General features: G+C 36.7%; 13 protein-coding genes. 10 read left to right on the forward strand and 3 right to left on the reverse strand.

Translation table 11 applies throughout. The features are described from left to right. The first annotated feature begins 61 nt into the window (after positions 1-61). From AC2S94_RS04890 to AC2S94_RS04910, 5 genes are all read left to right on the forward strand, one after another. Positions 62-3,319 (forward strand): hypothetical protein, encoded by a 3,258-nt coding sequence (locus AC2S94_RS04890; protein ID WP_484630393.1) that lies wholly within the window; start codon positions 62-64, stop codon positions 3,317-3,319. Next, the gene (gene ybeY, locus AC2S94_RS04895) at positions 3,300-3,731 is read left to right on the forward strand and encodes an rRNA maturation RNase YbeY (RefSeq protein ID WP_484630394.1); all 432 of its coding nucleotides are present in this window, start codon (positions 3,300-3,302) and stop codon (positions 3,729-3,731) included. The genes AC2S94_RS04890 and ybeY overlap by 20 nt, the downstream gene beginning before the upstream one ends. 15 nt (positions 3,732-3,746) lie before the next feature. Beyond that, positions 3,747-5,618, forward strand: a complete 1,872-nt coding sequence (gene mnmG / locus AC2S94_RS04900) for a tRNA uridine-5-carboxymethylaminomethyl(34) synthesis enzyme MnmG (RefSeq protein WP_484630395.1) — start codon at positions 3,747-3,749, stop codon at positions 5,616-5,618. A 34-nt stretch (positions 5,619-5,652) separates the two neighbouring features. Then, complete coding sequence (locus AC2S94_RS04905) at positions 5,653-6,528, forward strand: class I SAM-dependent methyltransferase (RefSeq protein ID WP_484630396.1); 876 nt, start codon at positions 5,653-5,655, stop codon at positions 6,526-6,528. Between the two features lie 206 nt (positions 6,529-6,734). Continuing rightward, on the forward strand, positions 6,735-7,286 hold the full coding sequence (locus tag AC2S94_RS04910; protein ID WP_484630397.1) for an OmpH/Skp family outer membrane protein: 552 nt from the start codon (positions 6,735-6,737) through the stop codon (positions 7,284-7,286). Between the two features lie 72 nt (positions 7,287-7,358). Here AC2S94_RS04910 and AC2S94_RS04915 read toward each other — a convergent pair whose 3' ends face one another. After that, a complete protein-coding gene (locus AC2S94_RS04915) occupies positions 7,359-7,754 on the reverse strand; it encodes a DoxX family protein (protein WP_484630398.1) in 396 nt (131 codons plus the stop codon). Positions 7,755-7,758: 4 nt separating this feature from the next. Further along, the gene (locus AC2S94_RS04920) at positions 7,759-8,916 is read right to left on the reverse strand and encodes a DNA polymerase III subunit (protein WP_484630399.1); all 1,158 of its coding nucleotides are present in this window, start codon (positions 8,914-8,916) and stop codon (positions 7,759-7,761) included. 68 nt (positions 8,917-8,984) lie between these two features. On the opposite strand from AC2S94_RS04920, the gene AC2S94_RS04925 reads away from it, so the two are divergent. From AC2S94_RS04925 to AC2S94_RS04935, 3 genes are read left to right on the forward strand one after another with little or no spacing between them, the layout of a single operon-like run. Further along, on the forward strand, positions 8,985-10,169 hold the full coding sequence (locus tag AC2S94_RS04925; protein WP_484630400.1) for a phosphoglycerate kinase: 1,185 nt from the start codon (positions 8,985-8,987) through the stop codon (positions 10,167-10,169). A 50-nt stretch (positions 10,170-10,219) separates the two neighbouring features. Next, a complete protein-coding gene (locus AC2S94_RS04930; RefSeq protein WP_484630401.1) occupies positions 10,220-11,803 on the forward strand; it encodes a lytic transglycosylase domain-containing protein in 1,584 nt (527 codons plus the stop codon). A gap of 24 nt (positions 11,804-11,827) precedes the next feature. Continuing rightward, positions 11,828-12,817 carry a DUF4837 family protein gene (locus AC2S94_RS04935; protein ID WP_484630402.1) on the forward strand — a complete coding sequence of 330 codons (990 nt, stop codon included), beginning with the start codon at positions 11,828-11,830 and terminating at the stop codon, positions 12,815-12,817. A gap of 54 nt (positions 12,818-12,871) precedes the next feature. On the opposite strand, the gene AC2S94_RS04940 is transcribed toward AC2S94_RS04935, so the two are convergent. Further along, a complete protein-coding gene (locus AC2S94_RS04940; protein WP_484630403.1) occupies positions 12,872-13,081 on the reverse strand; it encodes a twin-arginine translocase TatA/TatE family subunit in 210 nt (69 codons plus the stop codon). 157 nt (positions 13,082-13,238) lie between these two features. On the opposite strand from AC2S94_RS04940, the gene AC2S94_RS04945 reads away from it, so the two are divergent. Together AC2S94_RS04945 and AC2S94_RS04950 are read left to right on the forward strand one after the other, a co-directional pair. Then, positions 13,239-14,108, forward strand: coding sequence for a M23 family metallopeptidase (locus tag AC2S94_RS04945; protein ID WP_484630404.1), 870 nt, complete (start codon positions 13,239-13,241; stop codon positions 14,106-14,108). Between the two features lie 3 nt (positions 14,109-14,111). Next, complete coding sequence (locus tag AC2S94_RS04950; protein ID WP_484630405.1) at positions 14,112-15,605, forward strand: GH3 auxin-responsive promoter family protein; 1,494 nt, start codon at positions 14,112-14,114, stop codon at positions 15,603-15,605.

Consider the following 15,605-nt stretch of genomic DNA (forward strand, 5'->3'; position numbering starts at 1 on the left):
GAAGCCAGCATCCTTCATATGAGCTAATTTTATTGTATTTTTAAGCAAACAATGCATGAAAATGGAGAATTTCGGGCTGGTGCAGGAAAAACTGGAAGCTTTCATAAAAAAGTATTATCTCAACTTAATGCTTAAGGGAAGTTTATTGTTTATCGCTACGGGTCTCATCTATTTTTTACTAATCATTGGTTTGGAACATTTTCTCTGGTTATCTACCACCGGCAGAACTGTTTTATTCTGGGTATTTATACTTGTTGAATTAGGCCTTGTCATCTATTTTGTTGGCATTCCTTTATTTAAACTTCTGAAAATTTCCAAAGGGATTAACCAATACCAGGCTTCGGAAATAATTGGCGATCATTTTCCGGAGGTAAACGATAAACTGAAGAATTTGCTTCAGCTGAAAGACGACTCTAGAAGATCAGATCTTTTACTGGCAAGTATCGATCAAAGATCAAAAGAGCTTACTCCAATTCCATTTGGGAATGCCATAGACCTGAAAAAAAATCAAAAGTATTTGCGTTTTGTTGTACTTCCAGTGCTGATCATTGGGGGATTAATTGTCGCTGGTAAAACTAATATCATAACCGATAGTTTTGAACGGATTTCAGATTATAACCAAGTATATTTAAAACCAGCTCCTTTTAATTTTTTAGTTCAAAATAGCCATCTGTCCGGTAGGGAAGGGGAGAGTTTTAAGTTACAGGTAAGAACCATTGGTGACTACAATCCTGAGTCGGTAAAATTACTGACCGATGATCAGGAATATTTTATGAAAGAAACATCCCCGGGAATTTTTGAATATGATTTCACAGAGCTTAATGAGGATATTGAATTTAGGTTGAAATCGAATGAAGTAGCTTCTGAAGAGAAAATTTTAAGAGTAATCAAGGTTCCTAAATTGCTCAATTTTGAAATGAACCTGGATTATCCATCCTACACTGGTTTGAAGAATGAAACTTTATCCGGTTCTGGAAACGTGACTGTACCGGAAGGCACCAGAATCAACTGGAATTTTAATTCCAGAAATACTGAACTAATTAATTTCAAGTATGGAGATTCAGTAATCAAGATCGAACCAGAAAATGAGAACTCAAATTACCAAAAGAGAATTTTATCTGATCTTGAATATACAGTGAGTGGTTCTAATAAGAAGGTAAAAAATTATGAACCCTTGGACTATAACATTAGGGTTGTTAAGGACGCATATCCTGAAATTTCGGTTTCCGGTGAAAAGGATTCTCTAAATTCTGATATTCAGTATTTTAAAGGTGATATTTCTGATGATTATGGCCTGAGCAGACTACAATTGGTATATTATCCATCAGTTGAAGAGAATAATGCTAAATCTATTAATATTCCTATCTCCAGAGAGAGTTTTGATGAATTTCACTTCAGTTTTCCCGGTAATATTGAACTTGAGCCAGGAGTTGGATATGAATATTATTTCAAAGTCTTTGATAATGATGCGGTAAACGGTGCGAAATCTGCTAATTCGCAAATTTTCTCCTTTCGAAAGAAAACCCTTCAGGAACTTGAAAATGAGAAACTGCAAGATCAGGATAACGCTATAAAAAATATAGGAGATAAACTTGAAGAGTTTGAAGAATCTGAAAAAGAACTAGAAGAAATATCCAGAATAGAAAAAGAAAATGAAGATTTAAACTATAGCGAAAGGAAGAAGCTGGAGGAATTTCTAAAAAGACAAAAGCAGCAGAATGAGATGATGAAATCTTATTCAGAAAAACTGGAAAAAACACTTGAAAAGAATAAGGAGAATGAAGATTCTTCCATGGAGAAAGAATTAAGCAAACGTCTTCAGAATAATGAAAAAAGGCTTCAGGAAAATGAAGAGTTGCTGGAAGAATTACAGAAGTATTCAGAGAAGATAGCTAAAGAAGATCTTGGTAAAAAACTGGATCAACTTTCAAAACAGAACAAGTCAAATCAGCGGAATCTTGAACAACTTTTGGAACTTACCAAAAGGTATTATGTAGAAGAAAAAAAGCAGAAGATTGCCAGGGATCTGGAAAATCTCGGAAAACAACAGGAAGAACTTTCGAAAAGAAATGAAGAGAATACTTCCGAGAAACAATCAGAATTGAATGAAAAATTTCAGGAATTTCAGAGGCAAGTGGATGAACTGGAAGAGGACAACAAAGGTTTAAAACAACCTCAGGAATTAGGTCGGGAAGAACAGGATGAGGAAAGCATCAAGAAAGATCAAAAGGATGCTAAAGACAATCTGGAACAGGATAATAAATCTGATGCTAAACAAAAGCAGAAGGATGCTTCAAAAAAAATGATGCAAATGAGCCAGAAGATGAAGGAAGGTTCTAAAATGCAGGGTGGTGAACAATTAGAGGCCGATGCGGAATCTCTAAGGCAGATTTTGGATAATCTTATTGTTTTTTCTTTCGAGCAGGAAGACCTTTTGGATACCTTCAAAGAAATTAGACAGAACAATCCCAAATATGCAGGAAAGCTAAAAGAACAAAGCAATCTTCGTGAAAATTTTAGGCATATAGATGATAGTCTTTACATGCTGGCTATGCGTAATCCCATGATCAACGAGGTTATTACAGATAAACTTACCAACGTGGAATTTGATCTTGAGAAGTCTATTGAGCGCCTTTCCGATAATGAAATTCCGCAGGGCACGGCTAGTCAGCAATATGTAGTAACCGGTGCTAATGATTTGGCAAATCTGCTGGATAAGATTCTTGATTCCATGCAGCAAATGATGGCCAATCCACAAGCAGGACAGGGAGATAGCGGTGCGGAATTTCAGCTCCAGGATATTATTAAAAAACAGGAAGACTTGATGAAACAAATGCAGGATGGATTGGGTGGCAAACCTAAACCTGAAAATTCTGATAGCTCGGAGCAAAAGGATGGAAATTCCGAATCTCAGAACGGTGAATTGTATGAGATTTTCAAAGAGCAGCAGATGCTTAGGATGCAGATGGAAGAATTAATGAAGGGAAAAAATTCTGAAAATGGGAATGATCCCTCTGCCGATATGAAGAAAATCGAGGAACAATTATTAGATAAAGGTTTTGATCCTGAAACCTTAAGAAGAATGCAACAGTTACAATATGATCTCTTGAAATTTGATGAGGCTTTGCAACAACAGGGTTTGGATGAAAAACGACAGTCTGAAACCAATAATATTAATTATAATAATCCACTTAAGGATCAGATTGATAGGGCTAAAGAATATTTTAATTCTACTGAAATTTTAAACAGACAAATCTTACCTTTGCGCCAAATTTATAGAGAGAAAGTAAAGGATTATTTTGGAAAAGGGAGAGATTAATTTTTTTAGCGAAAATGATTTTATTCTGAAGAACGAAAATGACCATCGTTCCTGGATTGAAAGTTGCATAGAATCCGAGGATAAATTTGTAGGTGACATAAGTTTCATTTTTTGTGATGACGAATATCTTCACAAAATTAATCTGGAATATTTATCTCATGATACCTATACCGATATTATTAGCTTTGATAATACCGTCGGAAATGTTTTACAGGGTGATATTTTTATAAGTACTGAAAGAGTCCAGGATAATGCCGATTCGTTTGAGGTTAGTTTCGAGGATGAATTGAAAAGAGTTTTAATTCACGGGGTGTTGCATTTTTGTGGTTTTAAGGATAAAACTGAAAGGGAGAAGGAATTAATGCGACGCAAGGAGGAAGAGAAAATTGAATTGTTCCACGTGGAACAATAATTGATAAAATAGGATATGTTCGAAAAGCAGTATGATGTTATTGTAGTTGGAGCTGGGCATGCCGGAAGTGAAGCGGCCGCTGCTGCAGCCAATATGGGTAGTAAAACACTACTTATCACAATGAACCTTCAGAATATCGCTCAAATGAGCTGTAATCCGGCCATGGGTGGAATTGCTAAAGGTCAGATTGTTCGTGAAATTGATGCAATGGGTGGTTATAGTGGAATTGTTAGTGATTCTAGCGCTATTCAGTTTAAAATGCTGAACAAGTCCAAGGGACCAGCAATGTGGAGTCCAAGAGTTCAAAGTGATAGAATGCGTTTTGCTGAAGACTGGAGAATGAAATTAGAGCAGACTCCAAATCTTGATTTTTATCAGGAGATGGTGGCAGGATTGATTATTAAGAATGACAAGGTTGTTGGAGTGAAAACTTCCCTTGGATTGGAAATAATGGCTAAATCTGTTGTGTGTACTAATGGTACATTTTTAAATGGACTAATTCATATAGGGGATAAACAATTTGGAGGTGGTAGAGCAGGAGAAAGAGCTGCAACCGGAATCACTAAGGATTTAATTGATGTTGGTTTCGAAGCTGGAAGAATGAAAACCGGAACCCCTCCTAGGGTAGATGGAAGATCGCTGGATTATTCCCAAATGATTGAACAACCTGGAGACGATATTCCTGGTAAATTTTCTTTTTCTGATGAAACACAGCCTTTAAAAAAACAACGATCCTGTTATATGACTTATACGTCAAACGAGGTTCATGAAATATTGAAGGAAGGTTTTGATAGGTCTCCAATGTTTAATGGTCGAATAAAAAGTATTGGCCCGAGATATTGTCCTTCAATCGAAGATAAGATCAATCGGTTTGCAGATAAAGATAGACATCAACTTTTTGTAGAACCTGAAGGGTGGAATACTGTGGAAGTTTATGTGAACGGATTTTCAACTTCTTTGCCAGAGGATGTTCAGTTTAAAGCTTTACGTTCAGTAGCTGGATTCGAGAATGTAAAATTCTTCAGACCCGGTTATGCAATAGAATATGATTATTTCCCACCAACCCAACTTAAGCACACCTTGGAAACTAAATTAGTGGAAGGTTTGTACTTCGCGGGACAGATCAATGGTACAACGGGTTACGAAGAAGCTGCTTGCCAGGGAATGATGGCGGGGATAAATGCTGCTTTAAAAGTTCAAGAAAAAGATGAATTTATTTTAAAGCGTAATGAAGCATATATAGGTGTTCTTATAGATGATCTAATTACGAAGGGAACAGAAGAACCTTATAGAATGTTTACTTCCAGGGCAGAATACAGAACTTTATTAAGGCAGGATAATGCAGATTTCAGATTGACTGAGAAATCTTATAATTTAGGATTAGCTTCTGAGGACCGTATGCGCAAAATGGAAGAAAAGAAAGAGAAGTCTTTTAAGTTTGTTGAGTTTTTGAAAGATTTAAGTGTAGTACCGGAAGAAGCTAATCCTGTTTTAGAAAAGAGGAAATCCTCTCCTATGAAACAAAGTGATAAAGTCTTTAAAGTATTTTCCAGACCTCAGATCACTATGGAGGATGTTAAAAATTTCAGTGGAGTAGAGGAATTCATTTCTGAGAATGAACTTGATGAAGAGATGATCGAGCAAACAGAAATCCAGGTAAAATATTCCGGATATATTCAAAAGGAGAAGAATAATGCGGATAAATTAAATCGTCTGGAGGATATAAAAATCCCTAAAAATTTCGATTATTCAGATATCAAGTCAATGTCCTTCGAAGCAAGAGAAAAATTGAAAAAGGTTCAGCCAGCCACAGTTTCTCAGGCATCAAGAATTAGCGGGGTAAGTCCTAATGATATTTCCGTACTTCTGGTATATATGGGTAGATAATTTTGATGTTCCACGTGGAACAAAATTTTAAAAATTGAACCAAACTACTAAAGAAAATAAATCAAAGTTTGATTCCGAAACTATTTTGATCTGCAAAGATCATTTGGTTTCTGGTGAAAAATTTGAGATTAGGGAACATAAAAAAGGAATTTTAAAAACCTTTCCTGTTCCAAATGATCTTTCAAAATATTACGAAAGTCAGGATTATATTTCTCACAGTGATTCTAAAAAAGGTTTACAGAATTGGCTTTACCAAATTGTGAAATCTTATATGCTTTCAAAAAAAGCTGAATGGATTAGGGAATTTTATAAAAAGGGAAGCATTTTAGATTACGGTGCGGGTACTGGAGATTTTCTAAAAGAGATGAAAAATCTTGATTGGAAAGTAGAAGGAATTGAACCAAATAATTCTGCCAGAGATCTGGGAATCTCCAAAGGTGTAAATCTTAAAGAAAATCTTTTAAAAATTGAAAACGAAGTTTTCCATGTAATTAGTCTTTGGCATGTTTTGGAACATATTCCGGATTATATTTCTAAGATTTCCGAATTGCATAAACTTTTGGAAGATGACGGGATTTTAATTATTGCCGTTCCTAATTACAAATCTTACGATTCAAAATATTACAAGGAAAATTGGGCCGCCTGGGATACTCCCCGGCATTTGTGGCATTTTTCCAGAGATGGTCTCAAAACTGAAATTGAAAACTTAGGTTTTAATCTGGTGAACGAAAAACCTCTCAAATTCGATTCTTTTTATGTGAGTCTGTTAAGTGAAAAGAATGGGAATGTCAAAATAAATCCTATCAATGCCATCTATCGAGGTTTACTTTCCAATTTGAAGGCAAAACAGACCGGGGAATACTCTTCAGTTGTTTATTTCTTCAAAAAAGCATCAAAAACGAAAAATTAAGCGTTTTAAGCGCTTTTTATCCTCTAACGTAGTAGTTGGCCGTCTAGAAAAATTATCTATTCTTAAATCGCATTTAAATTAAATGAATTATGATTAAAAATTTTTATAGTTATTGCGTGATCAATCAGAAATAACTATAACCGCTTCTTATTTTACTTTTACACTAAAAATACTTTTATACATTTGCCTCACAAAATGAAAAAATTATGATCAGAAGATTTATTGGAATTGCAGCTGTTGCAATTATGATGGTATCATGTAATGAGCAAAAAACTGCTTATGTTGATACAACAGTATTGGTTAAAGAATATAAAGAGATTAAAGATGTTGAAGCGAATTTGACATCAAAATCAGATTCTGCGAGAAAACAATTGGATTCAGTTGCTAGGGTTTTTCAACAGGAAGTTCAGGCTTATCAATCTCAAATGGGATCTATGTCTGAATCTCAACGTAAAACAAGAGAGCAGGAGTTAATGCAAAAGCAACAAATGCTGCAGCAACAACAGCAGATGGTAGGAAACCGTCTTAGAGATGAAAACAGTAAGATCATGGATTCTATGGTTACCAAGATCAAGGACTATGTGAAGGAATACGGCGAGGAGAACAACTATACTTATATTTTTGGATCTAACGAAAGTGCCAATATCATGTATGCGGAAGAAGGTCTGGATATCACTCAGGATGTTCTTAAGGAACTTAACGAGGGCTATGGAGGATCTACTACAACTGAAACTGACGAAATAGAAGACGAAGAATAGATCTTCAATAACAAAATAAAAAAGGCTTCAGATTTCTGAAGCCTTTTTTTATGCTATTTGATCAGGAAGGTTTTAGCTTAAAATATACACTCCAATGATCGAGACCACGAAATAGCCGGTAAGCGTGAATGCTCCAGCATAATCTTTTGCTATCCTCTGTCCGAATAAAAGCATTAACAGGGTGACACATGCAAGTACACAAGTGTATAGAGCAAATGATGGTTCATTGTAAGCTAACAGATGAAAAATTGCTGCGATGGATAAAATCCCTGTAATTATTTCAATGATCATAATTATACCCACCATAAGTGGCACCATACCTGAAAGCATAGTCCCAGAAAAATGTTCTTTAAGCCATCCTGTATTTCCTTTCCAGTCTGCTGCTTTATCTATACCTGATTGCAAAAAGGTGATGAGAATAAAAATTAAAATTAGAATTTCGGTGATGTTTGAAGTAAGGTTTTCCATTTTGTTAGGCTGCTTTTTTATGTAAAAATCTGGTTAGTTTAATTGAAAGATCGGTAAGAATTATTTTCGCGTTCCCATTTCTTTCAATATGATAAATTGCCGTTTCGAGAGCGTTGGTAATGTCGCTGATATTATTACCGTGCACGAATGGCGCAAAATTTTCTAATTTGAATTTTTCGGCGGAAGGTTCCAGGTAAACAAGTGTTTTTGCTTTATAGTTCATCAACAAAGATTGCCTGAAGAAATCTATACAATAAAGAAGGAAACTTTTTTGAGTTTCACGTCCTAAGGCAGCGATCTCTTCGCTCCAGGAAACCAGCTCCAGTACCGTAGATTTATTGCCTTTTGCTTTAAAAGCGCTCCTAACCCAACTTATAAACCAGGCTTCAAATTGCTCGTCGCCAGAATTTTTCCTTAAAATATGGATGGCTTTCGTATAATCCCCATTTGCCTGGTGAGCAATCTTTTTTGCATCGGTAGGGCTGCAATTCTCATTATCCTCGAGAGTTTTGGCAATATCGGCTTCACTAAGAGGAGGGAAATATAGGCTCTGGCACCTGGATCTAATCGTCTGGATGATCTGTTCCTCATCTTCAGCAATTAATATGAAAACAGTATTATTAGGTGGTTCCTCAATAAGCTTAAGAAGCTTGTTGGCTGCTTCCATGTTCATTTTTTCAGCCATCCAGATGATCATTACCTTAAAACCGCCTTCATAAGCTTTTAAAGACAATGATTTAACGATATTCTGGGCTTCATCTACGCCAATTTTTCCTTGTTTGTTTTCAACTCCCAAATACTGATACCAATCATATAAACTGCCGTAAGGATTTGTTTTCAGAAATTCCCTCCATTCATCAAGAAAATGTGAGGAAACAGGATGACTTTTAATTTTATCATTTACCGCAACCGGAAAAGCGAAATGAAGATCTGGATGCGACAGATTTTTAAATTTCAAATTGCAGCTTTGTGAAGCCGGATTATCATTTTCTCCACCGGTATTTTTGCAAAGAATATATTGGGCATAGGCGATAGCCATAGGCAGAGCGCCACTTCCCGGCTTTCCTGTAAAAAGTTGGGCGTGAGGAATTCTGTTTCTGTCGGCAGTGGTCGTCAGGTGATTTTTTATATGCGGAAGACCTATTACATCGTTAAAAAGCATACGCAAATATAAAATTATATAAGCTTTATTATCTTCGGAAAAAATTATATTTGTAAGAAAGCAATACTATGAAAACATTAGACGACTACAATTTTAATAATAAAAGAGCACTTATTAGAGTGGACTTCAATGTTCCATTAAATGAAGAAATGGAAGTAACCGATGCTAATCGAATTGAAGCGGCAAAACCAACGATTATTAAAATTCTGGAAGACGGTGGAAGTGTTGTTTTAATGTCTCATTTAGGAAGACCAAAAGGAAAAGAAAGTAAATATTCACTACAGCATATCACTAAAAAGGTTTCTGAAGTTCTTGGTGTTGAAGTGAAATTTGTTGAAGATTGCGTGGGAGAAGAAGTTGAAAATGCCGCGAAAAACCTGGAATCAGGTGAGATCCTGTTATTGGAAAATCTTCGTTACCATGATGAAGAAACCGATGGAGATGAAGCCTTTGCTGAAAGCCTTTCCAAATTAGGTGATATTTATGTGAATGACGCATTTGGAACTGCGCACAGAGCACACGCTTCTACTACGGTAGTAGCTAAATTCTTTGAAGATAAATGCTTTGGATATCTATTAGCTAAGGAGATCAAAAGTCTTGATAAAGTATTGAATAGTACAGAAAAGCCTGTCACCGCAGTATTAGGTGGTGCAAAAGTTTCTTCTAAGATTACAGTTATAGAGAATATTCTTGATAAAATTGATCACCTTATAATTGGAGGTGGTATGACCTATACGTTCATCAAAGCTCAGGGAGGCCACATTGGTAATTCCCTGGTTGAAGACGATAAGCAGGAACTTGCGCTGGAAATTCTTAAAAAAGCCAAGGAAAAAGGAGTGGAAGTACATCTTCCAGTTGACTCGGTGATTGCAGATAGCTTTTCTGAACAGGCCAGCACTCAAACCGAAAGCGTAGACAATATTCCTGATGGCTGGATGGGATTGGACGTTGGTCCTCAAACTATCAGAAATTTTTCCAGTGTAATCAAAAAATCTAAGATCATCTTATGGAACGGACCTTTGGGAGTATTTGAAATGGATACTTTCGCCAAAGGAACGATTCAATTAGGTGAGGCCATTGCTGAGGCTACCAAAGAAGGGGCTTTCTCACTTGTGGGAGGAGGAGATTCTGTTGCTGCTGTTAAAAAATTCGGACTTGAAGATCAGGTAAGTTATGTTTCTACCGGTGGTGGCGCCATGTTAGAGATGTTAGAAGGAAAATCCTTGCCGGGAATCGAAGCGATCAAAAATTAAAGAGGTACGAAGTTTGATAAATTTTACGTTGATTAATGTAAAATGAATTTATGCTGAAACAAAAATTATTGATGTTGTTGCTCCTCGTGGGAGTATCTGCAATGGCTCAGGAGAAGAAAAAGGAGAGAGTTGAAAAAGCCAATTTCAGAGTTCAGATATTTCAAAAGAGTGATGATACAGAAATAAAACTGGCTCAACCAGACCCTGAATTTAGGGATAAATTGCCAATTTCTGCTGCAATAAGAGATTCGTCTAAAGTTAAGCTCGCCGATCTTCCGAAAGCCAAAACTATTGATTCCCTTTGGAAGAGGGAATTGACTAATTCTGATCTTTACGAAACAATGCAAAAAAGCATTAGAGAGCAGGATTACGAAGATGTAGTTTATAAAGACCTTCCTACAGACACATTAAAAGCGAGATTGGCAAAGCTTAATGCCAGAACACCTTTTAATGTTGAATACAACCCAATTTTAGAAAGTGTCATAAAATCTTATCTGAAAAGGAATAAACAGGGGATGGAAAGATTGATGGCTCTTAGTCGTTATTATTTTCCAATGTTCGAACAGGAACTGGATAAATACGATATTCCATTAGAAATAAAATACCTTGCCATCGTAGAATCTGCCTTGAATCCGCGAGCCAAATCCAGAGTTGGTGCTACCGGTCTATGGCAATTTATGTTCACCACAGGGAAGATGCACGGTCTGGACGTTAGTTCTTATGTTGATGAACGTATGGATCCTGAAAGGTCTACGGAAGCGGCTGCGCAATACCTGGCAAGCCTCTATAAAGTATTTGGAGATTGGGATCTTGTATTAGCCTCTTATAACTCAGGTCCGGGAAATGTATCCAAAGCAATTAGAAGAAGCGGCGGTAGTACAGATTACTGGCATTTAAGAAGATTTCTTCCACGTGAAACAGCCGGATATGTTCCAGCATTTTTGGCAACTTTATATTTATTTGAATACGCTGATGAGCACAAATTTCAGCCGTCTAATCCCGATGTAGTTTACTTTGAAACTGATACCATTCAAGTAAAGCAATTACTTTCTTTTGATCAGATTAGTAAGGTAACGGGAGTTGAAAAGGAAATGCTTCAGTTTTTGAACCCGAGTTACAAATTAGATATAATTCCCTTCGTGGAAGATGAACAGTACAGTTTACGACTGCCTAAACCAGCCACTGGAAAATTCGTTTCGAATGAAAGTGCGATCTATGATTTTGCAAAAAATGATCTAGAAGAGGAGAAAAAGGAACTTCCGAAGTACGTTGAAACCGAAGATCGAATAAGATATCGGGTAAGAAGCGGAGATTATTTAGGAAAGATCGCTGAAAAATATGGAGTAGGGATAAGCAGTATCAAGCAATGGAATAATATGAGAAGCAATAACCTTCGAATTGGCCAGTATTTGACCATATATCCAAGGAAACCGGTAGAAGTTGCTTCCAGTTCAGGTTCTTCAAATTCCAGTAAAAGTTCGAATCCAAGATTTTATACAGTAAGGCGCGGAGATTCGCTTTGGAGCATTTCTAAAAAGTTTCCGGGCGTTACGGTACAGAATTTGAGGTCTTGGAACGATATGAACACTAATAGCCTTAAACCGGGAATGAAATTAAAGCTTTCCAAAGGTTAAGGGCGTTAAATCAAAACCGAAAAAATGAAACGTAGCCTAATCCTGCTAGCCAGTATTTTCCTTTTAATTTCCTGTAATAACAGCGAGGAAAAATCCTCAGAGAAAAATGACCGGATTCTTTCTGATTCTTCCGGAAATATAAATCAACTTACCATAGTCATAGATAATGGACTTTGGGAAGGTTCAGTAGGAGAGGCGATAAGAACAAACCTGGCTGCACCGGTTGATGGGCTGCCTCAGGAAGAGCCTTTATTCAGTTTAAGTCAAATACCACCAGAGACCTTCACCGGATTCGTTAGAAACAGCCGAATCTTCTTAAAAATAGAAGAAGGCGGTAATAAAGGAATGGATCTTATTAAAGATGAATTTGCCCGCCCTCAAACGGGTATCGTGGTCCAGGGAAATAGTTCTGAAGATATTATCGATGTCATCAATAAAAGATCTGATTCTATCATCAAACTTTTGAAGAAAACAGAGCTCACCGAAAAGCAACGAAGAATTAGAAAATCCCTGAATAAGGATGATGCGCTGAGTGAAAAATTCGGTATAAACCTTAAATTTCCTACTGCTTACAGATATGCCAAGGAAGAAGATCATTTCTCTTGGATCAGAAAAGAAATTCCAAAGGGAAGTATGGAAATACTGGTGTATGAAGTGCCAATCAACAAGATTGAAAACGACTCTAGTGTGATAGCGAATATCATTAAAATGAGAGATTCAATCGGAGAAGCCCAGATTCCTGGAAGACTTGAAGGATCTTACATGATCACAGAAAAAGCCTATGCTCCATACCTTTTTGAAACAGAAATAGACGGTAAATTTGCGTACGAGACTCGTGGAACCTGGGAAGTTCAGAATGATTTTATGGCTGGTCCATTTGTAAATTACGCGGTGAAGGATGAGAAGAACAACAGGTTCGTTATACTGGAAGGATTTGTATTTTCTCCTTCTAGAGGAAAAAGAGATAACATCTTCGAGCTCGATGCGATATTGCAATCGGCGAAGATTGATTAAATAAAAAAACCCAACTGAAAAGTTGGGTTTTTTTATGCTTTATGATTTCAGAGATTATTTATTCTCTTCAGGTACTTTTTTACTTTCATCTGGATTTGTTCCATTTTCATCATCTTTGGAAGCGTCTTTGAATTCTTTAATTCCACTACCAAGACCTCTCATTAATTCAGGAATTTTACGTCCTCCAAAAAGCAACAATATCACCACTACAATTAAAATTATTTGCGGTGCTCCTATAGCCAAAGGCAAAATAAATGCGTTCATGTCTTTTAATTTAGTTCTACAAACTTAACAAGAATTCAGCAATATAAACGTTAATAAGACAATAAATTGCTAAGCGATACAAGTAACACCAATAAGTCTTTTGCAGAAGTATGGCAGGAAATTATTTAATTTATCTTTGTAATACTTAATAACGGCTATGGCTCAAAATAAGAGAGAAAAAAGGAAGTTCGCTAAAAAACTTCTTCATAAGTATAGAATGGTTGTTCTTAATGAAGATACTTTTGAGGAGCGATTTTCATTTAGATTAACCAGACTGAATGTCTTTGTGGCTGTGGGATTATCAGTTATATTTCTAATTGCAGCAACTACTGTACTCATTGCTTTTACTCCATTAAGGGAATATATTCCTGGCTATTCTTCGGCAAAATTAAAAGAAAGAGCGGCTAATCTCGCCTATACTTCAGACTCCCTTCAAAATGTGATCCGTCTGAACGATCAATATTTACTATCTATTAAAAATGCTCTTACGGGAGAGCTGGATCTGGATCAGTTGAACCGCGATTCCATTTTAAGTCAGCCCATTACAGATATTGAATACGAAGAGATCAACCGTATTAAAGCAGATTCTTTGCTGAGAGAGGAAGTAGCGCAGGAAGACAAATACAATATTTTACCAACGGCTACAGATAATATCAATTTCTCTCTTTTTCCCCCAGTAAAAGGATCTATATCTGAGCCCTACAGTATTGAAGATAAGCACTACGCTGTGGATGTTGTTACAACACGGAATTCCCCGATAAAATCTGTTGCAGATGGCCGAGTGATCTTTGCTGAATGGACTGCGGAAACCGGCTACGTGATATTGGTAGAACACAGTTATGGCTTACTTTCGGTTTATAAACATAATGCCTCTTTAACCAAATCTCAGGGAGATATGGTGCGCGGGGGAGAAGTGATTGCTACCGCAGGAAATACAGGGGAATTGACCACCGGTCCTCATTTACATTTTGAACTATGGAACGAAGGAAATCCGGTAGATCCTTCAGAATATATTGATTTCAATTAATTTATGTCTATAAAATCTTTCGCAGCAAAAATTTTCGCCTCCCAAATCAGAAAAAAGATAGATAAATGGGCTTCAAACCCTCATGAAACCCAGCAAAAGGTATTTCAGGATTTAATTGAAAAGGCCAAAAATACCAGGTTCGGGGAAGAACACGATTTTAAGAATATTAAATCTCATTCAGATTTCATTCAAAAAGTACCTATCAGGGATTATGAGGAATTGAAATCTTATGTAGACCTCATGGTGGAGGGAAAAGATGATATATTATGGCCGGGAAAGCCACTATATTATGCTAAAACTTCCGGAACTACCAGCGGGGCGAAATACATTCCACTTACAAAAGAATCCATGCCCACGCATATCAATGCTGCGCGAAATGCAATTCTATGCTATATCCATGACACCGGAAATTCGAAATTTGTTGATGGCAAAATGATATTTCTTCAGGGAAGTCCGGAGTTGGATGAGAAAAATGGTGTAAAACTGGGAAGACTTTCCGGCATCGTAGCGCATTATGTACCGGGTTATCTTCAGAAGAATAGAATGCCTAGCTGGGAAACAAATTGTATCGAAGACTGGGAAGATAAAGTTGATGCAATCGTTGAAGAAACAGTTAAAGAAGATATGTCTGTAATTAGTGGGATTCCTTCCTGGGTGCAGATGTATTTTGAACGGCTAATTGATAAAACCGGTAAAAAGGTTGGTGATATTTTCCCGAATTTCAACCTATTTATTTACGGCGGAGTCAATTATGAGCCCTATAGATCGAAATTTGAAAATCTAATCGGTAGAAAAGTAGATAGCATTGAATTATATCCTGCTTCTGAAGGGTTTTTTGCCTTCCAGGATAAGCAAAACGAAAAGGGAATGCTGCTTCAGCTAGATTCCGGAATGTTCTACGAGTTCGTAAAAGCAGATGAATTTTTTAATGAAAATCCGGAAAGATTGCTTCTTAAGGATGTTGAGGTTGGGGTAAATTACGTAATGATCATTTCTTCCAGCGCCGGATTATGGGCTTATAATATTGGAGATACCATTCAATTTACTTCTACCACTCCTTACCGGGTAATGGTATCTGGTAGAATCAAACATTTTATTTCAGCTTTTGGAGAGCATGTCATTGCTAAGGAAGTGGAGGAAGCCATGCAGGTTGCCGTGACTAAAACGGGTGCCGCAATAAGTGAATTTACAGTAGCGCCGCAAATAAATCCGGATGGTGATGAGTTGCCTTATCATGAATGGTTTATAGAATTTGAGCAGGAACCGGAAGATTTGAATAAATTTGCTGAAATTATCGACAGGTCTCTTCAGAAGCAAAATTCCTATTATCTGGATCTTCTGGAAGGAAATATTTTACAGAGACTGAAAATCACGAAAGTGCCGCAGAACGCTTTTCAGGAATATATGAAGTCCATTGGAAAGCTGGGAGGACAGAATAAGCTCCCGAGATTGTCTAACGACCGTAAGATTGCGGACAAACTAAATGAGATTATTTAA

The sequence above is a fragment of the Christiangramia pacifica genome (assembly GCF_057221535.1).

Excerpts from the sequence above, each read along its gene's own strand:
- AC2S94_RS04940 (WP_484630403.1), bottom strand. The coding sequence starts at position 13,081 with ATGAACGCATTTATTTTGCCTTTGGCTATAGGAGCACCGCAAATAATT.
- AC2S94_RS04920 (WP_484630399.1), bottom strand. The coding sequence starts at position 8,916 with ATGCTTTTTAACGATGTAATAGGTCTTCCGCATATAAAAAATCACCTG.
- AC2S94_RS04950 (WP_484630405.1), top strand. The coding sequence starts at position 14,112 with ATGTCTATAAAATCTTTCGCAGCAAAAATTTTCGCCTCCCAAATCAGA.
- mnmG (WP_484630395.1), top strand. The coding sequence starts at position 3,747 with ATGTTCGAAAAGCAGTATGATGTTATTGTAGTTGGAGCTGGGCATGCC.
- AC2S94_RS04910 (WP_484630397.1), top strand. The coding sequence starts at position 6,735 with ATGATCAGAAGATTTATTGGAATTGCAGCTGTTGCAATTATGATGGTA.
- AC2S94_RS04915 (WP_484630398.1), bottom strand. The coding sequence starts at position 7,754 with ATGGAAAACCTTACTTCAAACATCACCGAAATTCTAATTTTAATTTTT.
- AC2S94_RS04925 (WP_484630400.1), top strand. The coding sequence starts at position 8,985 with ATGAAAACATTAGACGACTACAATTTTAATAATAAAAGAGCACTTATT.
- AC2S94_RS04930 (WP_484630401.1), top strand. The coding sequence starts at position 10,220 with ATGCTGAAACAAAAATTATTGATGTTGTTGCTCCTCGTGGGAGTATCT.
- AC2S94_RS04935 (WP_484630402.1), top strand. The coding sequence starts at position 11,828 with ATGAAACGTAGCCTAATCCTGCTAGCCAGTATTTTCCTTTTAATTTCC.
- AC2S94_RS04890 (WP_484630393.1), top strand. The coding sequence starts at position 62 with ATGGAGAATTTCGGGCTGGTGCAGGAAAAACTGGAAGCTTTCATAAAA.
- AC2S94_RS04945 (WP_484630404.1), top strand. The coding sequence starts at position 13,239 with ATGGCTCAAAATAAGAGAGAAAAAAGGAAGTTCGCTAAAAAACTTCTT.